This window comes from Tardiphaga sp. 37S4 (assembly GCF_021044645.1).
Classification (GTDB): Bacteria; Pseudomonadota; Alphaproteobacteria; order Rhizobiales; family Xanthobacteraceae; genus Tardiphaga; species Tardiphaga robiniae.
This window is the reverse complement of record NZ_CP088008.1, coordinates 3,170,263-3,192,549: the sequence shown is the minus strand read 5'-3', so window position 1 is coordinate 3,192,549 and position 22,287 is coordinate 3,170,263. Positions and strand designations below refer to the sequence as shown.

The following is a 22,287-nucleotide window of genomic DNA, read 5'->3' as shown; positions in this document are numbered from 1 at the left end:
TCATGAACATCTTCAAAGCCGTGTCGCTGAAGATTGCCAGCACCATGGCGTTTGCCATCATGGGCGCGCAGGGGCGCTATCTCGGCAGCGACGTGCCGCTCGGCGAGATCGTGTTTGCCCGCGGGTTGTTTGCGCTGATCCCGATCGTGCTCTTTTTCGGCTGGCGCGGTCAATTGCGCGGCGCGCTGCGCACGAACCGTGTCTCCGCGCATCTGGTGCGCGGCTCGTTCAGCGTGATCGGGACGTTCTGCACCTTCGGCGCGCTGGCGCGATTGCCGATCGCGGATGTGACCGCCATCGCCTTCATCGCGCCGCTGATCACCGTGGTTTTCGCCGCGATCTTCCTGAAGGAGCAGGTCCATGCCTATCGCTGGTCGGCGGTGGCGATCGGCTTTTCCGGCGTGATCCTGATGCTGTCGCCGTATTTCCACGACCACGCGGCGCTGACCACGTCGATGATCATCGGTCTGTCGCTGGCGCTGCTCAATGCCTTCTCGTCGGGCGGTGCGACCATCCAGATCCGCCGGCTGACCGCAACGGAGTCCTCATCCGCGATTGTCATCTTCATGACGCTGATCGTGATGGCGGCGTCGCTGCTCACGGCGCCATTCGGCTGGCGCTGGCCGACGAGTTTCGAACTGGCCTTATTGGTCGGCATCGGCATTTCCGGTGGCCTCGGGCAGATGCTGTTCACCGAGAGCTATCGCTATGCGCCGGCGTCCTTCCTGGCGCCGTTTGACTATACGGCGATGCTGTGGGCCTTCCTGCTCGGCTTCTGGATGTTCGGCGAAGTGCCGACGCCTTACGTGGTCGGCGGCGCGGTGATCGTCGCGGGCGCAGGCATTTTCGTCATTCTGCGTGAGCGCCATCTCGGCCTGAAGCGGCTGCGTGACACACCGATGTCGCCGATTTCCACCATGGCCGATGATGAAGCCGATCCGGATGCGCCTATTGCCGTCCGCGCAAAGTCGCGCTGATTTTTCGGTCAATTTTGTTGCAATGCACACTGCGCTTTGCTGGCAAGCTGTGCCATTTCGATTTTAGAACGCGCGCAAAACACGGGGCCTTGCTCCTGCCACGCGGCTGGATTTATATGCATTTGCTGCTTTCACGCGGCACCCCGTGCATGACGGGCTCATGAGGCGAAATGACCGCGCAAGGGTGCTTGCCGGACGTGTCGTTCCTTCCCAGATAGACCCGGCTGCACAGAATTTTCTGACGACAGACGTTCCCGCAATCAAAGAGGTTACCAATGGTCAACCGCCTGCAATTCTACATCGATGGCGCCTGGGTCGATCCCGTCGTCAAGAAGACCACCCCTGTCGTCAATCCGGCGACTGAAGATGCGATGTACGACATTGCGCTGGGCTCCAAGGCCGACGTCGACAAGGCTGTCGCCGCTGCCAAGCGCGCTTTCGAGACGTTCTCCCAGACCACCCGTGAAGAGCGCATCGCGCTGCTCGAAAAGATCATCGCGGTCTACAAGACCCGCATGTCGGATATCGGTGCGTCGGTCTCCGACGAAATGGGCGCTCCGCTGCCGATGGCCGAGAAGCTGCAGGCCGGTGCCGGGCTCGGTCACCTCGTCGCCACGCTCGACGTGCTGAAGACCTACAAGTTCGACGAGGCGCACAACGCCGCCATGATCACGAAGGAGCCGATTGGCGTCGTTGGCATGATCACCCCGTGGAATTGGCCGCTGAACCAGATCGCCTGCAAGGTCGCGCCTGCGCTCGCCGCTGGCTGCACCATGCTCTTGAAGCCGTCGGAATACACCCCGACCTCAGCGCTGATCTTCGCGGAAATCCTCCATGAAGCCGGCGTGCCGAAGGGCGTGTTCAACCTCGTGAATGGCTTGGGCCCCGACGTCGGCGTCGCCATGAGCGAACATCCCGACATCGACATGATCTCCTTTACCGGTTCGACCCGCGCCGGCATCGACGTTGCCAAGCGCGCCGCGAACACCGTGAAGCGCGTCAGCCAGGAGCTCGGTGGCAAGTCGCCGAACGTGATCCTCGATGGCGCCGACTTCGTGAAGGCCGTCACCGGCGGCGTCGCGCACATGTTCAACAACTCCGGACAGTCGTGCAACGCGCCGAGCCGCATGATCGTGCCGCAGGCGAAGATGAAGGAAATCGCTGCCATCGCGAAGGCGCAGGCCGACAAGACCAAGGCCGGCGATCCGCGCGCTGATGGCACCGTGATCGGTCCGGTGGTCAATCGCGGCCAGTGGGACAAGATCCAGGGCCTGATCCAGAAGGGCATCGAGGAAGGCGCCACGCTGGTCGCCGGTGGCCCCGGCCTGCCGGAAGGCGTCAACAAGGGCTTCTATGTGCGTCCGACGATCTTCGCCGACGTCACCGAGAACATGACCATCGCGCGCGAGGAAATCTTCGGGCCGGTGCTTGTGATCATGGGGTCCAAGGACGAAGCCGATGCGCTCCGCATCGCCAACGACACGCCCTATGGCCTCGCTGGCTACGTCTCGGCTGACACGGTTGAGAACGCCCGCAAGTTCGGCCGTCGCATCCGCGCGGGCAACGTCAACCTGCAGGGCGCTCCGAACGATCGCACGGCGCCGTTCGGCGGCTACAAGCAGTCCGGCAACGGCCGCGAATGGGGCAAGCATGGTCTCGAGGACTTCCTCGAAGTCAAGGCGATCGCAGGCTACACCGCGGCGTAAGACCGCGTCGTTGAAGCGCAAGCTTCGTGACTGAAAACGCCGGCATGGAGCCATCCATGCCGGCGTTTTTGTTTCTACGATGGTCTCTCCGCCGTCATTGCGAGGAGCGAAGCGACGCGGCAATCCAGAAGGCCACAAGCGTGGCAAGACTGGATTGCTTCGCTACGCTCGCAATGACGTTGAGAGGGCGGTGTACCCGTCAGCCCCCCAGCGCCCCCTGCGTGTTCACATACACCGCATAGATCGACTGGCTCGATGCCATGAACAGCCGGTTGCGTTTCACGCCGCCGAAACAGACATTGGCGCAGCGCTCGGGCAGCGCGATGCGGCCGATCTGTTCGCCGTCGGGCGCGAAGATGAAGACACCGTCGAGCTCCGGCTTGCCCATGCCCCAGCCGCACCATAGATTGCCATCGATATCGCAGCGCATGCCGTCGGGCGTGCCCGGGCCCGCATCGATCAGTACGCGCTTGTTCTTGAGTGTCTTGCCGTCGGCAGCAACGTCGTAAGCGAGAATCTTGCGGTTCGGCACACCGCGGGATTCCACGACATAGAGCAGCTTCTCGTCCGGTGAAAAGCATAGCCCGTTGGGGCCGAGCACATCGTCGGCGACAATGGTGGACGTCAACGTATCGCCATCGATGCGATAGATATTCTGTCCGATCTCAGATGGCGCTTTGTTGCCCTCATAGTCGCTCATCAGGCCGAACGGCGGATCGGTGAACCAGATCGAGCCGTCGGACTTCGCCACGACGTCATTCGGCGAGTTCAGTTTCTTGCCTTCGAAATTATCCATCAGCACCGTGATGGAACCGTCATATTCGGTGCGGGTGATGCGGCGCCCGTGTTCGCAGGTGATCAGGCGCCCCTGGCGATCCCGCGTATTGCCATTGCCGTAATTCGATGGTTTGCGGAAATCGCTGATCGCGCCGGTTTCCTCTTCCCATTTGATAATGCGGTTGTTGGGAATGTCCGAACACAACAGATAGCGGCCGTCACCGAAATAGACCGGCCCTTCGGCCCAGCGCATGCCGGTGGCGATGCGTTCAATGGCGCCGAGCTTGATCCAGTATTTTTCGAAGCGGGGATCGAGGGCGTGAATGGCGGGGTCGGGATAATAGGTCGCCGGCTGCCAGCCGCGCGATGATGTGTCGGACATTGGCGTCTCGTTCTCTGTCGTTTCCTCGGATGCGTTTGCTAACATTGGCGAGGGTAGGCGGCAAGCAATGCCGGTTCCACTGCCTTGCCGTCGCGCCCGCGCCGCGCCATACTTGTCTGACAACTGACAACATTACGAGGGACGGAATGAAGATCTTGATGACGGGCGCATCTGGCGGAATTGGCACGCGCTTGCGGGAATTGCTCCCGCCGATCTATCCGGACCTCGTGCTGAGCGATCTCACAACGCCGCCAAATCTCAAGCCAAACGAAAATTTCAAGCAGGCCGATCTGGCCGATCTCGCCGCGGTGGAGGCGATCTGCGAAGGCGTCGATGGCATCCTGCATTTCGGCGGTTTCTCGGTGGAGGGGCCATGGGACACCATCCTGCAGGCCAATATCATCGGCGGTTACAATCTGTTCGAGGCCGCGCGCAAGAAGGGCGTCAAGCGCATTATCTTCGCGTCGTCCAATCACGCGGTCGGCTTCTATCCACGCCACAGCAAAATCCCGCCGGATGTCACGGCGCGACCGGACAGCCGCTACGGCGTCAGCAAGGTGTTCGGCGAGGCGGTGGGCTCGCTCTACGCCGACAAATATGGACTGTCGGTGACATGTCTGCGCATCGGCAATTTCGGTGACCGTCCGCTGGATCAGCGCCGGCTATCGATCTGGCTGAAGCCAGAGGATCTGGTGCAGCTCTGCCAGATCGGCCTCGAACATCCCGCGATCCATTTCGAGGTGCTGTATGGCGCATCCTATAACGAGCGCGCCTGGTGGGATAACTCCCGCGCCTATGAACTCGGCTATCGCCCGATCGGTAAGGCCGAGGATCACCGCGAACACGCGATGGCGGAACAGGCGAAGATGAAACCCGATCCGGTCGGTGATTTCTATCAGGGCGGCGCATTTTGCAGCGCCGAATTCGCCGGCGACTTCAGCAAGGTCTGGGAGCCGAAGTAAGACGGCCCTTCCTTGAGATTGTGTGCCGGCCGTGCGCTCCTTCTCCCCGCTCTGCGCGGGGAGAAGGGTGGGATGAGGGGCGGGGCAGGCGCTCTCGCCAATTCGAGAACGAGAAGCTCGCTGTGAATGTGGGCGCGGCGCGATCCGAGATTACTTCGATGTGGAGAGCGCCTCCATGCCCCTCACCCGACCGGCTGTGCCGCTCGACCTCTCCCCGCGCAGAGCGGGGAGAGGTTAGGCTGCAACGTCCGGCGCCCGTTGACATCCTTTCCAGCGGCTTCATAAGAAGCATTCAAAACAAGCTTGGAATGGGAACGCGACATGGCCGACGGATTGCGCAAGGGGCTGACCAGTTACGGCGATGCCGGGTTCTCGCTGTTCCTGCGCAAGGCCTTCATCAAGGCCATGGGTTATTCCGACGATGCGCTGGACCGGCCCATCGTCGGGATCACAAACACCCATAGCGACTACAATCCTTGCCACGGCAATTCGCCCCAGATCATCGAGGCAGTGAAGCGCGGCGTGATGCTGGCCGGCGCGCTACCGATGGTGTTTCCGACCATCTCGATCGGCGAAAGCTTTGCCCATCCGACCTCGATGTATCTGCGCAATCTGATGGCGATGGATACCGAGGAGATGATCAAGGCGCAGCCGATGGATGCGGTGGTGGTGATCGGCGGCTGCGACAAGACGCTGCCGGCGCAGATCATGGCGGCGCTGTCAGTCGACCTGCCGACGGTGGTGATCCCGGTCGGCCCAATGGTGGTCGGCCATCACAAGGGAGAAGTGCTCGGCGCCTGCACCGATTGCCGACGCATGTGGGGCAAGTTCCGCGCCGGCGAGATCAATCAGCAGGAAATCGACGATGTGAATGCACGCCTCGCGCCGTCCGTCGGCACCTGCATGGTGATGGGCACGGCCTCCACCATGGCCTGCATCACCGAGGCGATGGGCCTGTCGCTGCCGATGAGTGCGACCATTCCCGCGCCGCATGCCGAGCGCTTCCGGTCCGCCGAAGCCAGCGGCAAGGTTGCCGCGACGCTCGCCAAGAACAAGGGGCCGAAGCCGAGCGAATTCCTGACGCCAGGTTCGTTCCGTAACGCGCAGGTGGTGCTGCAGGCGATCGGCGGCTCGACCAACGGCCTCATTCATCTCACCGCCATGGCCAACCGCACGCCCAACCGGATTGACCTCGCCGCTTTCGACGAGCTTGGTCGCGACGTGCCGGTGCTGGTCGATCTGAAGCCGTCCGGTGATCACTATATGGAACACTTCCATCACGCGGGCGGCGTGCCGAAACTGATGGCGCAGCTCGGCGATCTCATCGATCTCGACGCGAAATCCGTCACCGGCGAGACATTGCGCGAGATCGTGGCGAATGCCGAAGAGGTGCCGGGCCAAGACGTGATCCGCTCGAAGGACAACCCGATCAAGCGGGAAGGCGGACTGGCGATCCTGCACGGTAATCTGGCGCCGCGCAGCGCGGTCATCAAGCATTCTGCCGCGTCGCCGAAGCTGATGCAGCACACCGGCCGTGCCGTGGTGTTCGAATCCGTCGAGGACATGACGAACCGCGTCGATAGTCCCGATCTCGATGTGACTGCGGATGACGTGCTGGTGCTGCGCAACGCCGGCCCGAAGGGCGCACCGGGCATGCCGGAGGCGGGCTATCTGCCGATCCCCATGAAGCTGGCGCGTGCCGGCGTGAAGGACATGGTGCGTATTTCAGACGCGCGCATGAGCGGTACAGCCTTCGGCACCATTGTGCTGCACATCACGCCGGAGAGCGCCGTGGGTGGCCCGCTGGCGCTGGTGAAGAATGGCGATATGATCCGGCTCGATGTCGCCAAGCGCTCGATCGATTTGCTGATCGACGAGGCGGAGTTTGCCAAGCGCCAGGCCGCGTTGCCACCGGCGACCACGCCCGATTGGGCCAAGCGCGGCTATGCGCATCTGTTCCACACCACGATCCTGCAGGCTGATGACGGCTGCGACTTCGACTTCATGACGGCGAAGGGGAAGGGCTGACGCTATTCGAGCGCGGCCGATACTTCTTTCGCGGTCGGCATCGATGGTCCGGCGCCCATCCGCTGTACGCAAAGCGACGCGGCGACATTAGCATAGCCAATGGCGCTCTGCAGTGAATGTCCATCCGCAAGCTTTGCGGCAACAGCCCCCACGAAACAGTCGCCGGCACCGGTGGTGTCAATGGCCTTCACGACGCGGGCGGCTTCGAGGTGGACCCGGCCATCGATCAGCGCGATCGCGCCGCGCTTGCCCAGCGTGATGCAGATGTTCGGCCGATGATCGGTTTGCAATGTCGATGCGGCGGCGATGAAGCGCGCATCGGGATCGGTGTCGTGCAGTTCGAGACTTGCAAGCAGGCCGAGTTCGCTTTCATTGAGAATCAGAATATCCACCAGAGCCATCAGCTCACGGTCGATCGGCATCGCCGGTGCCGGATTGAAAATCGTCGTTGCACCGGATACGCGCGCCCGCGTGAAGAAAGTCGTGATGGCCGGCAGCGGAATCTCGAATTGGCTGACGGCGATATCGCCTTTTCGGAATGCGGACGCAGCGACATCGGCCGCATTGACCAACGCATTGGCGCCGGGAATGACAACGATGGTGTTCTCAGCTTTCGCAACGGTGATGATCGCTGTTCCCGTGCCGGCGCCAGCGACCTCGCGCACGTAAGCGAGATTGACGCCCTGCATGGCCAGAAATGCCCTGGTGTCGCGGCCAAAGGCATCCGCGCCGGTGCAGCCGATCAGCATTGTCTTGGCGCCGAGCTTCGCCGCAGCAACGGCCTGATTGGCGCCCTTGCCACCGGGAAAATACAGCACCTCGCGGCCCACCACGGTTTCGCCGATTGCCGGATGGCGGTCGGCTGTCGCGACCACGTCCATATTGATGCTGCCGGCGACGACAACCTGGCCCATGGTTGTCACACCTGTGCCCGATATTCCTCACGCACCGCCGCGATGTCAGCCAATGTCGGCAGTCCCGCTTCATTGCCAAGCCGCTGGATCTTGAAGGTCGATGCGGCCCGCGCGAATTTGAAATGCTCGGCCCAGCTATGGCCGGGATTGGCGAGGTACGAATAGACGTAAGCGCCGTGGAAAACATCGCCGGCGCCATTGGTATCGATCACCTTTTCGCGCGGGATCGGCAGCGCGGGCAGTGTGTGCACTGTGCCGGCTTCGTCATACCAGAGCAGGCCCTTCTCGCCGAGCGTGACGCCGCCGACGCGGCAGCCGCGGCTCTTGAGATAATCGAGCATCTTCTCCGGCGTCAGGTCCATCTGCTCGCAGAGACGTTCGGCGACGATGGCGACGTCGATGAACTCAAGCAGCTCATGGGTATTGGTGCGCAAGCCGCCGCCGTCGAGTGAGGTGAGGATGCCGGCCTCGCGGCAGAGCTTCGCGTAGTGGATCGCGGCATCGGGCTGATGGCCGTCGATATGGAGCGCGCGGCAGGCACCGAGATTGAGCAGCGGGAACGGATGGATGTGTTCGTCGTCACGGCAGCGGACGATGGCACGCTTGCCGTCTTTCGGCATGATGAAGGACAGCGACGAACTCGCCACTTTGCGCGGATGGACCTCGATGGCGTATTTCGCCGACATGTCCATGAACATGCGGCCGAGCCAGTCATTGGCGACGGTGGCGATCAGATCGGGCACGATGCCCAGCTTGGCGCAGCAGAAGGCGGCGGTGACCGCATTGCCGCCGAACGACACGGCATAGTCGGAGGCGACATGCTTCTCGTCGCCGGTCGGCATATGGTCGGTGATGAACGTGACGTCGATATAGGTCTGTCCGATAAAGAGTGCCTTCATGAATCCGTCCGTCTCGCCTGAGGGATGGCTGCACCCGTCCGGAGACGGCGCATCAGTCAGCTTAACAGCGGTTGCGACGAGGTCACCACCGAAATTGTGCGATGCCGCAGGATGCCGCAGCCGGGCGGAGTCGGTTTTCAGCATTGCGGCTCGAAAACTGGCATAGTTCGATCACAACAACGCCACGAAGACGGGAGGGATGCGATGATCACCGGGCTGGATCACGTCGTCATTTTGCTGGAGGACCTGGAGGTGGGGATCGCCACCTATCAGACCCTGTTCGCCCGTGCGCCCGCCTGGCGCAGCACCAGCGACGGTGCGGCCATGGCGATCTTCACGGTGGCCAATATGTCGGTCGAGCTGATGGCGCCTGTCGGTCACGGCCCGGCCGCCGATCGCATCAGGGCCGTGCTGCCGGAGCAGGGCGCGACGCTGGCCAGCATCTGTTTCCGGACTGGCGATATCGCTGGGATGCATCGCCGGCTCGATCGCCTGGCGCTGAAGCCTGATCCCATCGCCGAGGTCGAGAGCAGGGATACCGAGACCGGCGCCACACTCTCCTGGAAGCGTACCCGTGCGGCGACGGACGCGACGCGCGGCGTCCGGCAATTCTTTCTCGAACTGTCCGACGAGCGTCCGGTGTCGCCCCCGGTGGGCGATGCGCCGTTCCTTGGCCTCGACCATATCGTTGTCGCCACGCAGGATCCGGAGCGCGCCGCTGCGCTCTATGGCGCGCGACTGGGCCTCGATATGGCGCTGGATCGCTCCAATCCGGATTGGGGCCATCTGATGTTCTTCCGCTGCGGCGATCTGATCGTCGAGGTCGTGCATCGCCCCGACGACAAGGCCGACAAGAATCGCGACAAGCTCTGGGGCATGACCTGGCGCGTCGCTGACGCGGATGCCGTCCGCGAGCGCTTGCTCGCCGCGCATGTCAACGTGTCGGAGGTGCGTAGTGGCCGCAAGCCGGGCACCCGTGTTGTCAGCCTCCGCGATGGCACCTGCGGAATTCCGACGCTGCTGATCGAGCGGACGGGGAAGGATGTGTGAGCGCCATCAAGCGACCTTCAGCGTCTCGATCCCGCTGACGTCGACAGTCTGTTCGGCGTGCCATGTGTCATAGGCTGCCTGCATCCGCACCCAGATGCCAGCACCGTTGCCAAACAATTTGCCGATCCGGACCGCGACCTCGGGTGAGATTGGTTTCTTCTCTTCGAGGATGTCGTGCAGATGCTGGCGGGAAATGCCGAGCAGGCGGGCGATCTCGGTCTTGGATCGCTTGACGGCGGGGATCACGTCTTCGCGCAGCACGGCGCCTGGATGGGTCGGGCAGCGGGACGCGCTGCGCTTGGCATTTTGCTCAACCATCGTGGCTCTCCTTGATCCCCGGCGCGAAGCGCCCTTAGTGATACTGCTCGAAGTCGACACGAAGCGCATCGCCGGCCTCGAATTCGAATGTGATGCACCATGGTCCGTTGACGTGAACGGAATAACGCTCTGGTTTGCCGCGCAGTGGATGGAAGTTGAAGCCGGGCAGGCCCATCTCGGCCGGCAAGGTTGCGACGTCCAGCATGTCGAGCCGGCGGAGAATGCGGCCATGCATTTTTTTGTCAATCTTGGCTGACGTCTTCCTGCTCCAGAGCTCGTTCAGACCGGGATGTATGAAGGATCTGATCACAGGCGCCTCGACGGCTACGGATCGACTGCCCGAACTGTAAGCTATTAGCTTACAGTTCGTCAAGTGGTTTTCTGCAGGTCGGGCGAACTACCGCCACAACATCGAACAACCCTGCCATAGCAGCACCAGCGAGATCACCAGCAGCAGCGCATAGGCGATGTTGTAGAACAGATTGGTGGGCGTGTGCTTCACGAGCCAGATGCCCATGAAGTTCGCAATGATGGCCATCGGCAGCAGTGCAAGCGATGTCGCGAAATTGCCGGCGTGGAATTGGCCGAGCGCGAAATAGGGCACGATCTTCAGCGCGTTGACCACGGCGAAGAAGATCGTCGTGGTCCCGACCAGCACCAGCTTCGGCAGCCGCTGCGGCAGCACATAGACCTGGAACGGCGGGCCGCCGGCCTGGGTCATGAAGGATGTGAAGCCCGATACCGCGCCCCAGAATACGCCGCCGGCCGGACCCATGCGGGTCGGTTCGATCCTCGCGCGCTTGCGCCAGACATCGATCACGAAGATGAGGCCGATCAAACCGACGGTGATGCGCACAGCATTGTCGGAAATATAGGAGGCGAGCAGCCACGCCAGCGTCATGCCGGCGACGGCGCCGGGCAGCATGATTTTCAGATTCGAGGCGTCCCACTCGCGGCGATAGACGTAGATCGAGATCAGGTCCTGCGTGATCAGCACCGGCAGCAGCAAGGCAGCCGCTTCCAGCGGTGGCAGATACAGCGCCAGTAGCGGCGTGGCGGCAATGCCGACGCCGGAGAAGCCGCCTTTGGAGAGGCCAAGGAAAATCACCGCCGGAATGGCGACGGCATAGAAGAACGGGTCTGTGATGATGGCAGGCACAAGCAGGTCCGGTTGGGGCAGGGCAGTGATAGCGACGGCACCCGCAAAAGGCGATGCCCGTTTGCGCATATGGCCCAGAACATGCTTTGTTCTCAAGCGGGCAAACGCATGCTACACGCGATAGACGTGCGGCTGTTGCGTCATTCCGCTGAGCGACGGGATCCGGGTTTGGTAAAAACAACTAAAAAAGCGCCGAAGAAAGCATTGAAGTGGCAGCGTGACCCGGAAGGGATGCGTCTGCGCATTCTCGAGGCTGCCAAGAAGGAATTCGCGAGCAAGGGTCTCGCCGGTGCGCGCGTTGATCGCATCGCCGCACAGGCCGGCGCCAACAAACGCATGCTCTACTATCACGTCGGCAACAAGGATGCGCTCTATCTTGCGGTACTCGAAGGTGCCTATGAGCAGATCCGCGCCGAAGAACGCACGCTCGATCTCGAACATCTCGATCCGCCTGAGGCCATCGAGAGCCTGATCGCCTTCACCTGGAACTATTTTATCCGCAACCCGGAATTCCTCGCGCTGCTCAACACCGAGAATCTGGAGCGCGCGAAGCACATCAAGCGCTCCACGAAGGTGAAGTCGATGCATTCGCCCTTCGTGGAGATGATCCGCACGGTGGTTTTGCGCGGCGTCGCGTCAGGCGATTTCAAGGTCGCGATGGATCCGGTGCAGCTCTACATTTCCATCGCCGCGCTGAGCTTTTTCTATATCGGCAACAATGCCACGCTCAGCGTGATTTTCGGCAGGGATCTCCTGGCGAAGGAGGCGAGGGACGAGCGGCTGGCGCATATGGTGGCGCTCGTCCTGGCGGCGCTCACCGGCCGATCCGTGGCCGAATTCCAGCTCCCGCCGGCGACGGTTGTCCACACCTCGGCCCGCCAAAGCGCCTGAAATCATTGTGTAATTTTCGCTAGTTAAGCGGCCAATTGACAACGGTGAAGCCATGCGCTGTATTTATCCAACGAGTTAAATGCGACCGCGAAGCCGGCATCTGGGAGACGAGACGCGTGAGTGAGAAGAAAGCACCCGGCAGTATATCGAAGCTGCTGAACGCCTCATGGCTGCGCCCATTCCTGTTGCTGGTGATGATCGTGGTCGGCTGGGATCTCGCGATCCGCATCTTCAACATTCCCGCCTATCAAATCCCTGCGCCCGGCGACGTCGTGAAGGTGCTCTATACCGACTGGCCCGAACTGCTTGCGCAGTCAGGGCCGACGACTTACGCGACACTGCTCGGCTTCCTTGCATCCGCCGTGTTCGGCATCCCGATTGCCATGCTGATCGCCGGTTCGCGGACCGTCGAAAGCTATGTCTATCCGCTGCTGGTGTTCTCGCAGTCGATTCCCAAAGTCGCCATCGCGCCCTTGTTCGTGGTGTGGTTCGGCTTCGGCATCGTGCCGAAGATCATCGCGGCATTTCTGCTCGGTTTCTTTCCCGTCGTCGTGTCGGCGGTGCAGGGGTTCAAGTCGGTCGATCCCGATATGGTCGATCTCGCCCGCGCCATGAAGGGCAGCCGCTTGCGCGTGTTCTGCGCGGTGAACCTGCCACACGCACTGCCGGCGATCTTCTCCGGTCTCAAGGTGTCCGTCACGCTCGCCGTCGTCGGCGCGGTGGTCGGTGAATTCGTCGGCTCCAATTCCGGCATCGGTTATGTGCTGCAGCGCTCGATCGGCACCTTCGATCTGCCGACGATGTTTGCGGCTCTCGTCATCCTCGCGCTGCTCGGCGTCATTCTGTTCTGGCTGGTCGATCGTATCGAACGCTTTGCGATTCCCTGGCACGTCAGCCAGCGCGCGGATGTCTTCATCGGGTCCTGATCGGGACCTGCAATTCCAAACAAGCGGTCCGGCGAAACGGGCCGCGATCACCTGCTTCAATGGGAGGCTAAAAATGCTGAAATGGGTTACTGCTGTTTCGACTGCCGCGATCACCGTCACGCTCGCGCTCGCCACGCCGGCGGCTGCGGCCGACAAGGTGACGCTGATGCTCAACTGGTATGTCTATGGTGAGCATTCGCCGTTCTATTACGGCAAGGCCAAGGGCATCTATGAAGCAGAAGGCATCGATCTCGACATTCAGGAAGGCCGCGGTTCGGCGGCTACCGTGCAGGCTGTCGCTGCCAAGAGCGTGAATTTCGGCTATGTCGACGTTCCCACCATGATGCGTGCAGCCGTGAAGGGCGCCCCGGTGATCGCCACCGGCGTGTTGCTGCAGACCTCGGCCATGTCGGTGATGGGCTTCGTCGACAAGAACATCAAGAAGCCGGAGGATATCAAGGGCAAGACCGTGGCGATCACGCCGGCGGATTCCATGACCCAGATCTGGCCGCTGTTCCTCAAGAAGGCGGGCCTCAAGGAATCCGATTTCAAGACCGTCGCCGGCGACGGACAGACCAAGCTCAACGCCGTCATCAACGGCCAGGCTGACCTGTTGCTCGGCTACGTCATGGACCAGTCCATGAAGATCAAGGATGCCACCGGCAAGGATGTGTATCCGATCAAGTTTGCCGATTACGGCATTCATCTCGTGTCGTCGGGCATTATCACCAATACCGACTATGCCAAGGCCAATCCGGATCTCGTGAAGCGCTTCATGTCGGCCACCACCAAGGCCGTCGAAGCTGCGTCGAAGGAGCCGAAGGCTGCCGCGCAGGCGATCCTCGATGCCAACCCGAAGGGCGGCAAGATCGAGACCCTGACCCAGGGCTTCGAACTTACCATCCCGCTCTACACCACGCCGGAAACCAAGGGTAAGCGCCCGTTCCAGGTCACCGATCAGAACATGAAGGAATCGGTAGAGCTGATGGTCGAATATGGCGGTCTGGAAGCCAAGGCCAAGGAAAATCCGAAGGCCTTCTACACCAACGAATATCTGCCGAAGTAACCGGCCCGGTTATCTCGACCGAACTGACGAAATCAACAGGACTAGCCGTAATGACTGCAGCGATGAGGACCATGAGCGTCGATCAACCGAGTGCGCATCTTCGCGTCGTATCCGAGCAGTCCGCACCATCAAAGGCGTCGGGGATCAATCTCTCCGGCGTCTCCAAAACCTATGGGACCGGCGACGGCCAGGTGCAGTCGCTGCGCCCCCTGGACTTCCATATCAATGACGGTGAGTTCTTCGTCGTGGTCGGCCCATCCGGCTGCGGCAAGTCCACGCTGCTCAAACTGATCTCCGGCCTTCTTGCGCCGACATCCGGAGAAATCCACGTCGATGGCAACAAGGTCACCGAGCCCCATGGCGATGTCGGCATCGTGTTCCAGAACGCGCTGCTGCTGCCCTGGCGGAACATTTTGAATAACGTGTTGATGCCGATCGACATGAAAGGCCTATCGCGCGAGAAATATATCCCGCGCGCGAAAGAGCTTCTGAAGATGGTTGGCCTCGAGGGCTTCGAGAAGAAGCTGCCGTGGCAGCTGTCCGGCGGTATGCAGCAGCGCGCCTCGATCTGCCGTGCGCTGGTGCACGATCCCAAGATCATGATGATGGACGAGCCGTTCGGCGCGCTCGACGCCATGACGCGCGAGAAGATGAATGTCGAGCTGTCGCGTATTCAGCGTACCACCGGCAAGACGATTCTCCTCATCACCCATTCGATCCCGGAAGCGGTGTTTCTGGCCGACAAGGTGCTGGTCATGACCGAGCGCCCCGGCGGCATTGCCGCGATCTATGACGTGCCGCTCGGGCGCGAGCGCACGCTCGATGCGATGTCGAACCCGATCTTCACCGATCTGGTCGCACGCATCCGCAAGCACTTCATGACCAACAGCACGCTGGACTAGCGCCCATGTCCATGTCGGCACGGATCGCCTTGCGAGACATTACGCTGTTCGAGCGCCACGTGGCGTTCGTGCGACCGTTTCGCTTTGGCGCCGTGACGGTCAATGCAGCGCCGCAGGCGTTCGTTCGGGTCGAGGTCGAGGTCGAAGGCAAAGGCGTGTTCGTCGGCGCCTCAGCCGAGCTGATGGTGCCGAAGTGGTTCGACAAGCGGCCGCATCTGGCCATCGGCGACACCGTGAACGAGCTGCGGCAGTCGCTGGTCATCGCGAAAGAGCTCTATCGCGCGCAGTCGGGTTTCATTTCGGCCTTTGGTCTGCATGCGGCCTGCATCGGCGACCAGATGAAGGCCGGCGCCGAACTGGACATTCCACCGCTGGCTGCAAGCTTCGGTCCGGCGGAAATCGACAAGGCTGTGCTCGACGCACTGCTGCGTGGCTTGGGCACGGATTTCTTCACGGGCATGAAGGCCAACGTCGCCGGTCTTACCGCGCGTCTTGCTCCCGATCTCGGCGCCGACGACATCGCGACGTTCCTGGCCAGCCGTCACCGGCTTGAGCGCGTCGCGCTGCGCCACACCGTCGGCCTCGATGATGTGATCGAAGGCGAGGGCGCTGTCGCCGACCCCCGTGAGAATAGCGGCGCACGATACTTCAAGCTCAAGATGAACGGCGATCCCGCGGCAGACGCCGCACGTTTGACCCGGATCGGAAATGCGCTGACGACGCTGCCTTACGATTATCAGGTGACGCTCGACGCCAACGAGCAATATGCCGATCTCAACGCGCTCGGCGCGCTGGTCGATCGCCTCGACAATGACAGCGCACTGGCGCCGATTGCATCCAGGCTACTTTACATCGAGCAGCCGATGCCGCGCGATATCACGCGCGAGTCGCCGCTCGGCCAATTGTCGTCGCGCAATTTCATCATTGATGAGGCTGACGACAATTGGGATGCATTCCCCGCCGCCAAGGCGTTGGGCTATCGCGGCATCTCCTCGAAATCCTGCAAGGGCTTCTACAAGTCGATCGCGAATGCGACTCGCGCTGCGGCGTGGAGCGCGCAGGGCGTCGATCATTTTATCACCGGCGAGGATCTCACCTGCCAGGCCGGCCTTGGCGTGCAGCAGGATCTGGCGCTTGGCGCGCTGATCGGCGTCACCCATGCCGAACGCAACGGCCATCACTACGTCGATGGTTTCGGCACTGCACCAGCGGAGGAGGCCGAGGCCTTCCTGACGGCGCATCCCGATCTCTACCGCCGCGATGGCGATATCGTCCGTTTGTCGATTCACGACGGCGATCTCCTCACGGGATCGCTGACCTCTGCCGGATTTGCATCCGGCGCACATCCGGACTGGTCGGTGCTGTCGCCGCTCCAGCTCGCTTCATCCGATCATTCTCAAACTAAAGTTCTCCAGGAGTCCTGACTATGGCTGTCCACCGCCTCGGCATCATCATGAACGGCATCACCGGCCGTATGGGTCTCAACCAGCATCTTGTGCGCTCCATCGTCGCGATCCGTGCGCAGGGCGGCGTGACCCTGAAGAACGGCGACCGCATGATGCCGGATCCGATCCTGGTCGGCCGCAATGCCGAGAAGATTGAAGGCCTCGCCAAGAAGTATGGCATCGAGCGCTGGACCACCGATCTCGACAAGGCTTTCGCCGACAAGAACGACAGCATCTTCTTCGATGCGGCGACCACGCAGGCACGCCCGGGTCTGCTCAACCGCGCCATCGAGGCCGGCAAGCACATCTATTGCGAGAAGCCGATCGCGACCAATCTCGAAGCCGCGCTCGACGTCATCAAGAAAGCCAATGCCAAGGGCCTCAAGCACGGTACGGTGCAGGACAAGCTGTTCCTGCCCGGCCTGAAGAAGCTTGCGATGCTCCGCGACTCTGGCTTCTTCGGCAAGATGCTCTCGGTACGCGGCGAGTTCGGCTACTGGGTGTTCGAAGGCGATTGGCAGGAAGCCCAGCGCCCGTCGTGGAACTACCGCGCTGAAGACGGCGGCGGCATGATCCTCGATATGGTCTGCCATTGGCGTTACGTGCTCGACAACCTGTTCGGCGAAGTCGAGAGCCTCACTTGCCTCGGCACCACTGACATCCCGGCGCGCTGGGATGAGCAGGGCAAGAAGTACACGGCCACTGCCGACGACTCGGCCTATGCGACCTTCAAGTTGAAGGGCGGCGTCATCGCCCATATGAACATGTCCTGGGCCACGCGCGTCTATCGCGATGATCTCGTGACCTTCCAGGTCGACGGCACCAACGGTTCGGCTGTAGCCGGTCTCACCGAATGCATGATCCAGGCGCGTCAGGCGACGCCGCGCCCGATCTGGAATCCCGATGAGAAGCGCACCCACGATTTCTATGCCGACTGGCAGAAGGTTCCGGACAATGCCGTCTACGACAACGGCTTCAAGGAGCAGTGGGAAATGTTCATCCGTCACGTCTGTGAGGATGCGCCCTACAAGTACACGCTGCTCGAAGGTGCCAAGGGTGTGCAGCTCGTCGAATGCGCGCTGGAAAGCTGGAAGGAGCGCCGCTGGATCGACGTTCCCACGCTCAAGGTCTGAGGTTCGTCATGAACAAGCCAGTCATGCCCACGTCCACCGGCTCAACGCTGTCGCTGAAACTGCCGAAGGCCGATCGTTCGATCGAGACCTATCGTCTCGCAGCGTCGCGCACGTTTCCGGCCAAGCTGGAAGGCACGCTGAACCGCATCGCCTTCTCGGCGGCGCATATCGTTGCCGACCCGCTGGCGGAATGCGACCCGTGGCTCAATCAGACCATCGATTGGGACCGCACCATCGCGTTTCGTGAACACGTCTGGGATCTCGGTCTCGGTGTCGCGGAAGCGATGGACACCGCGCAGCGCGGCATGGGTATGGACTGGCCGACCTCGCTCGAACTTATCACGCGCTCCGTCGCGGCGGCGAAGCCGCGCGGCGCGCTGGTGTTCTCCGGCGCCGGCACCGATCACCTCGCGGTGGAAGATGCCAAGTCGATCGACGACGTGATCAAGGCCTATGAACAGCAGTTCGAAGCGATCGAGAAGGTCGGCGGCCGCATCATCCTGATGGCGTCGCGTGCGCTGGCCAAGCTCGGCAAGAGCGCCGAGGATTACGGCCGCGTCTATGACCGCATCCTGTCGCAGTCGGCGCAGCCGGTGATCATCCACTGGCTCGGCGACATGTTCGATCCGGCACTGGCGAATTACTGGGGCACGTCGAGCCTCGACACCGCGATGGATATCGCCGTTGACGTCATCAACCGCAACGCCGCCAAGGTCGACGGCGTGAAGGTGTCGCTGCTCGATGCGCAGCGCGAGATCGACATGCGCCGCCGCCTTGTGCCCGAAGTGAAGATGTATACCGGCGACGACTTCAACTATGCCGAACTGATCGCCGGCGACGACAAGGGCTTCTCCCATGCACTGCTCGGCATCTTCGATGCCATCGCGCCGGCGGCATCCTATGCGCTGTCGCGTCTGGCGGCCGGTGACGAGGCCGGTTTCCACGACGTGCTTGGTCCCACGGTGCCGCTGTCGCGTCACATCTTCAAGGCGCCGACGCGATTCTACAAAACCGGAATCGTGTTCATGGCCTATCTCAACGGCCATCAGGATCACTTCACCATGATCGGCGGGCAGGAGAGCACGCGCTCGACCCAGCATCTCGCCGAACTGTTCCGTCTCGCCGACAAGGCCGGTCTTTTGGCCAATCCCGAACTGGCGACGCAGCGCATGAAGGCGATCATGGCCACACGTGGGATCGAAGCCTGAGATGCGTGACTTTTCCAACGACCATCGCTGGCTGTCGCTGAACACGGCGACGGTCCGCAAGCAGGGTGACTTTGTCGCCATCGCCGAAGCCTGTGCCCGCCACAAGATCCGCGGCGTCTCGCCGTGGCGCGATCAGGTCGCCCATGTCGGCCTCGACAAGGCCGTGAAGGCGGTGCGGGATCACGACCTCGAACTGTCCGGCTATTGCCGCGGCGGCATGTTCGTCTCCGACGAAGCCCATCGCCAGCAGCAGCGCGACGACAACAAGCGCTGCGTCGACGAGGCCGTGGCATTGGGCTCACCGTGCATCGTGCTGGTCGTCGGCGGCCTGCCGCAATATTCGCGGCCGGGCTCTGCGCCGTCGAAGAACATCATCAATGCGCGTGCGCAGGTCGATGATGGCATCGCCGAGATGATGGAATATGCGAGGCAGGCGAAGATGCCGCTGGCCATCGAGCCGCTGCATCCGGCCTATGCGGCCGACCGTGCCTGCGTGAACACCACGGAACAGGCGCTCGATATCTGCGACCGTCTCGATCCCAACCGCACCGGCATGCTCGGCGTCGCCCTCGACGTCTATCACATCTGGTGGGACCCCGAACTGCATGCCCAGATCGCGCGGGCAGGGCAGGATCGTCTGCTCGCATTTCACGTCTGCGACTGGCTGGTCCCGACCAAGGACATTCTCAACGACCGCGGCATGATGGGCGACGGCGTCATCGATATCAAATCCGCCCGCGCGGCTGTCGAGGCGCAGGGCTTCGCCGGTTACTCCGAGATCGAGATCTTCTCGGAGAACTGGTGGAGCAAGTCGATGGATGAGGTGATGACGACCTGCATCGAGCGTCACAAGACGGTGGTGTAACTCACGGTGTAGTGCCGAAACGCACGAACCTCTCAATTGTCATTCCCGGGGCGCGCTCTTGCGCGAGCCCGGAATGACAATTGAGAGGGTAGAGCTTAAACATTTTTTCCTATATATCTTGACAGTATACCTAGAAGGACTGTCCTCCGCTCATCCAGTTCGCGAGGGCGCTTCTAGAGGCGTCTTGAGGTGGAGCTGGGATTGCGGCGCCTACGGGCGGGAGGGAGACGTTCCCTCGCGCACTCGGGAGGCCCTGGGTAGCCGTCCGGGCCCACTACAGGCTCTGACGGAAACGGCTGGACTGGGACAGGCAAAAGCGGGGAAACCGGCCGGCGCCACGTCCCAGGAAGCACGGCCCCGGGGACAGAAATTGCCCATAGCAGTCGCAGACTGCGTAAACTTGTCTGCGGTGTGGCGCGTCGTGAGGCGTTGCGCGGTTGCAGCTTACCGGCGTTCCGGCGGAGTGGATCGCGATAAAAACCACCATTTGCGCCTCACGGCGCGCTGCCACCCCTCATCTTGTGGGGAGCGCATAACTCGGGCGCATTGGCGTCGCGAGAATGCAACACTGTGGCGGCTAGATACCACCTGCAGTCATTCTCCGGATGCGATGCACCATTTTCTTGACACGAATAGAGGTGAGTGCTTACTCACGACGCTATGAGCACACTTCGAATGACCCATGACCTCAGGCGCGAGCTGATCCTCAGTGCGGCGAAGCGATGCTTTGCGCGCAATGGATTTGCTGGCACCACGACCAAGAGCGTGGCGGCTGCGGCGTCGATTTCGGAAGGCTTGCTGTTCAAGCACTTCCCGACCAAGTCGGCGCTCTATGCCGAGATACTGGCGGAGGAATGCGAAGCCGACCCCGGACTGAACAAGCTGCTCGGTCTGCCGCCGTCGACCGAGACATTGGTGATTCTGATTCGCGGCATGGTTGGACATTTCCTCGACATTCCGCGCGATCCCGATCCCGATCATGAAGAGGCGCAGCGCCTGCGGCTAATGGTCATCAGCCAGTTGCAGGACGGCGAATTCGCCCGGCTGCTGTTTGACAAGATCGGCGAACTGATTGGCCCGACCTTTACGGCGTCACTTGAACACGCTGTCCGAACAAACGACGCGGTTCGGATCGGAAAAGAGCCGATGGGTCTTTTCTGGTTCGCGCACCACACCGCGATGATGGCGGCATTATCGCGCCTTCCCTCGGTTCCCTGTTTGCCTTATGCCAGCACCGCCGACAACGAGCGGCAACTTTGTGAGTTTATTCTCCGCGGTATCGGACTGAAAGACACGGCGATCGCGACGTATATCGATCGCGAGCTTCCGGCGTACCTGATGCCAGCGACTACGACAGAAAGCGCATGACATGACACTCACGACCGAACCCAACAGCACTACGGCGCCGCGCGCGACTGTCGAGAAGCCCCGTCCGCGTCCGCGGATGGTGCGTTGGTTCATCATCGTCGGCATCCTGCTGGCGATCCTGGTGGGCGGCCTGGTGGGCTTCAACGCGTTCCGCGCCCACATGATCAAGCAGTTCTTCGCCACCATGAAGCCGCCGCCGACTGTGGTGAGTGTTGCGGATGCCAAGTCCGAAGTAGTGCCCAACCTGATCAGCGCCGTCGGCGATCTCGCCGCTGTGCATCAGGTCAACGTCACCTCCGACGTCAACGGCCGCATTACCGACATCCAGTTCACCGCGGGCGCGACCGTCAAGGCCGGCCAGCCGCTGGTGCAACTGTTCGACGGTCCGGACCAGGGCGACCTCGCCAACTTCAAGGCGGCTGCCACCGTGGCGCGTATCAATCTCGACCGTGCCAAACAGCTCGCCGAGCGTCAGGTTGGTCCGCAGGCCACCGTCGATACCACGCAGGCGGCGTATGATCAGGCGCAGGCCAATATCGCCAAGACCGAAGCGGTGATTTCGCAGAAGCAGGTGCGCGCGCCGTTCGACGGCGTGCTCGGCACGCGTCGGGTCGAAGTCGGCCAGTACCTGACGGCCGGCACGCAGATCGTGTCGCTCACCGATCTGTCCGCCGTCTACAACAACTTCACGGTCACGGAAAAAGACTCCGGCAAGCTGCAGGTCGGTCAGGCTGTGCGCATTTCGGTGGACGCTTATCCGGGCCGCAAGTTCGAGGGCAAGATCACCACGATCGAGCCGCAGATCAGCGCGGATACGCGCAACATTCGTGTTCAGGCGACGCTGCAGAATCCGGAAGGCATCCTGAAGCCAGGCATGTTCGCGACCACGACCGTCGTGCTGCCGGACAAACCGGCTGTGATCACCGTGCCGGAAACCGCAGTCGACTACACGCTTTATGGTGACTCGGTTTACCTGATCACCGAGAAGAAGACCGACGATGGCAAGACCGAGCTCTCGGCGGTGCGCACCTTCGTGCGCACTGGCGACCGCATCGATGGCCGTGCGGTGATCACGCAGGGCCTGAAAGCCGGTGATCGCGTCGTGGCGGTCGGACAGCTCAAGTTGCAGTCCGGCGCGCTGGTGTCGATCTCGACCGATCCATTGCCGCAGATTCCGGCGAAGCCGCCGCTGAACTGAAACCCGATGGACGGGCCGCGACATGCGGTCCGTCCCGGTTCATCTGAATGAATTTTCTCGCATCGTCGCGCGGCCTGTGATGGCCGGCAGACGGTGCCGATGACGGAGCGACC

At 61.9% G+C, this 22,287-nt stretch carries 21 protein-coding genes; 15 read left to right on the top strand and 6 right to left on the bottom strand.

What is annotated here, in order from left to right:
- Positions 1-2 precede the first annotated feature (2 nt).
- Together LPB73_RS15500 and LPB73_RS15495 are read left to right on the top strand one after the other, a co-directional pair.
- On the top strand, positions 3-977 hold the full coding sequence (locus LPB73_RS15500) for a DMT family transporter (RefSeq protein WP_231077412.1): 975 nt from the start codon (positions 3-5) through the stop codon (positions 975-977).
- 275 nt (positions 978-1,252) lie between these two features.
- Entirely contained in the window at positions 1,253-2,683 is a 1,431-nt protein-coding gene (locus LPB73_RS15495) for an aldehyde dehydrogenase family protein (protein WP_068738114.1), read from the top strand.
- A 199-nt stretch (positions 2,684-2,882) separates the two neighbouring features.
- On the opposite strand, the gene LPB73_RS15490 is transcribed toward LPB73_RS15495, so the two are convergent.
- Entirely contained in the window at positions 2,883-3,842 is a 960-nt protein-coding gene (locus LPB73_RS15490; RefSeq protein WP_231077411.1) for an SMP-30/gluconolactonase/LRE family protein, read from the bottom strand.
- 146 nt (positions 3,843-3,988) lie between these two features.
- On the opposite strand from LPB73_RS15490, the gene LPB73_RS15485 reads away from it, so the two are divergent.
- Both LPB73_RS15485 and LPB73_RS15480 read left to right on the top strand, forming a co-directional pair.
- A complete protein-coding gene (locus tag LPB73_RS15485) occupies positions 3,989-4,804 on the top strand; it encodes an NAD-dependent epimerase/dehydratase family protein (protein WP_231077410.1) in 816 nt (271 codons plus the stop codon).
- Positions 4,805-5,125: 321 nt separating this feature from the next.
- Positions 5,126-6,832: an IlvD/Edd family dehydratase gene (locus tag LPB73_RS15480; RefSeq protein ID WP_231077409.1), complete on the top strand. Its 1,707-nt coding sequence runs from the start codon at positions 5,126-5,128 to the stop codon at positions 6,830-6,832.
- 2 nt (positions 6,833-6,834) lie between these two features.
- On the opposite strand, the gene LPB73_RS15475 is transcribed toward LPB73_RS15480, so the two are convergent.
- Positions 6,835-7,746, bottom strand: coding sequence for a ribokinase (locus LPB73_RS15475; RefSeq protein ID WP_231077408.1), 912 nt, complete (start codon positions 7,744-7,746; stop codon positions 6,835-6,837).
- Between the two features lie 5 nt (positions 7,747-7,751).
- The gene (locus tag LPB73_RS15470; RefSeq protein WP_120291164.1) at positions 7,752-8,645 is read right to left on the bottom strand and encodes a sugar kinase; all 894 of its coding nucleotides are present in this window, start codon (positions 8,643-8,645) and stop codon (positions 7,752-7,754) included.
- Positions 8,646-8,849: 204 nt separating this feature from the next.
- Here LPB73_RS15470 and LPB73_RS15465 point away from each other — a divergent pair, with 204 nt between their 5' ends.
- Positions 8,850-9,695, top strand: coding sequence for a VOC family protein (locus LPB73_RS15465; protein ID WP_231077407.1), 846 nt, complete (start codon positions 8,850-8,852; stop codon positions 9,693-9,695).
- Positions 9,696-9,701: 6 nt separating this feature from the next.
- Here the strand turns inward: LPB73_RS15465 and LPB73_RS15460 are convergent, their stop codons facing one another.
- The 3 genes from LPB73_RS15460 to LPB73_RS15450 form a co-directional block, all read right to left on the bottom strand.
- Positions 9,702-10,013: a HigA family addiction module antitoxin gene (locus tag LPB73_RS15460; protein WP_089266955.1), complete on the bottom strand. Its 312-nt coding sequence runs from the start codon at positions 10,011-10,013 to the stop codon at positions 9,702-9,704.
- A 34-nt stretch (positions 10,014-10,047) separates the two neighbouring features.
- The gene (locus tag LPB73_RS15455; protein ID WP_231077406.1) at positions 10,048-10,323 is read right to left on the bottom strand and encodes a type II toxin-antitoxin system RelE/ParE family toxin; all 276 of its coding nucleotides are present in this window, start codon (positions 10,321-10,323) and stop codon (positions 10,048-10,050) included.
- 87 nt (positions 10,324-10,410) lie between these two features.
- Entirely contained in the window at positions 10,411-11,172 is a 762-nt protein-coding gene (locus tag LPB73_RS15450; RefSeq protein WP_120291166.1) for a sulfite exporter TauE/SafE family protein, read from the bottom strand.
- Between the two features lie 231 nt (positions 11,173-11,403).
- Here LPB73_RS15450 and LPB73_RS15445 point away from each other — a divergent pair, with 231 nt between their 5' ends.
- From LPB73_RS15445 to LPB73_RS15400, 10 genes are all read left to right on the top strand, one after another.
- Positions 11,404-12,063 (top strand): TetR/AcrR family transcriptional regulator, encoded by a 660-nt coding sequence (locus LPB73_RS15445; protein WP_309949136.1) that lies wholly within the window; start codon positions 11,404-11,406, stop codon positions 12,061-12,063.
- A 194-nt stretch (positions 12,064-12,257) separates the two neighbouring features.
- Positions 12,258-12,989: an ABC transporter permease gene (locus tag LPB73_RS15440; RefSeq protein WP_246297556.1), complete on the top strand. Its 732-nt coding sequence runs from the start codon at positions 12,258-12,260 to the stop codon at positions 12,987-12,989.
- Between the two features lie 73 nt (positions 12,990-13,062).
- Complete coding sequence (locus tag LPB73_RS15435) at positions 13,063-14,055, top strand: ABC transporter substrate-binding protein (RefSeq protein ID WP_231077404.1); 993 nt, start codon at positions 13,063-13,065, stop codon at positions 14,053-14,055.
- A gap of 50 nt (positions 14,056-14,105) precedes the next feature.
- Positions 14,106-14,957: an ABC transporter ATP-binding protein gene (locus LPB73_RS15430; RefSeq protein WP_231077403.1), complete on the top strand. Its 852-nt coding sequence runs from the start codon at positions 14,106-14,108 to the stop codon at positions 14,955-14,957.
- A gap of 11 nt (positions 14,958-14,968) precedes the next feature.
- Positions 14,969-16,381: a hypothetical protein gene (locus tag LPB73_RS15425; RefSeq protein ID WP_231081161.1), complete on the top strand. Its 1,413-nt coding sequence runs from the start codon at positions 14,969-14,971 to the stop codon at positions 16,379-16,381.
- Between the two features lie 2 nt (positions 16,382-16,383).
- Positions 16,384-17,535, top strand: coding sequence for a Gfo/Idh/MocA family protein (locus LPB73_RS15420; RefSeq protein ID WP_120290713.1), 1,152 nt, complete (start codon positions 16,384-16,386; stop codon positions 17,533-17,535).
- Positions 17,536-17,543: 8 nt separating this feature from the next.
- A complete protein-coding gene (locus tag LPB73_RS15415; protein WP_231077402.1) occupies positions 17,544-18,743 on the top strand; it encodes a dihydrodipicolinate synthase family protein in 1,200 nt (399 codons plus the stop codon).
- Between the two features lies 1 nt (position 18,744).
- Positions 18,745-19,608: a sugar phosphate isomerase/epimerase family protein gene (locus tag LPB73_RS15410; RefSeq protein WP_093761907.1), complete on the top strand. Its 864-nt coding sequence runs from the start codon at positions 18,745-18,747 to the stop codon at positions 19,606-19,608.
- Between the two features lie 660 nt (positions 19,609-20,268).
- Entirely contained in the window at positions 20,269-20,976 is a 708-nt protein-coding gene (locus LPB73_RS15405) for a TetR/AcrR family transcriptional regulator (protein ID WP_175366681.1), read from the top strand.
- Position 20,977: 1 nt separating this feature from the next.
- The gene (locus LPB73_RS15400; protein WP_089266964.1) at positions 20,978-22,174 is read left to right on the top strand and encodes an efflux RND transporter periplasmic adaptor subunit; all 1,197 of its coding nucleotides are present in this window, start codon (positions 20,978-20,980) and stop codon (positions 22,172-22,174) included.
- Positions 22,175-22,287 lie beyond the last annotated feature (113 nt).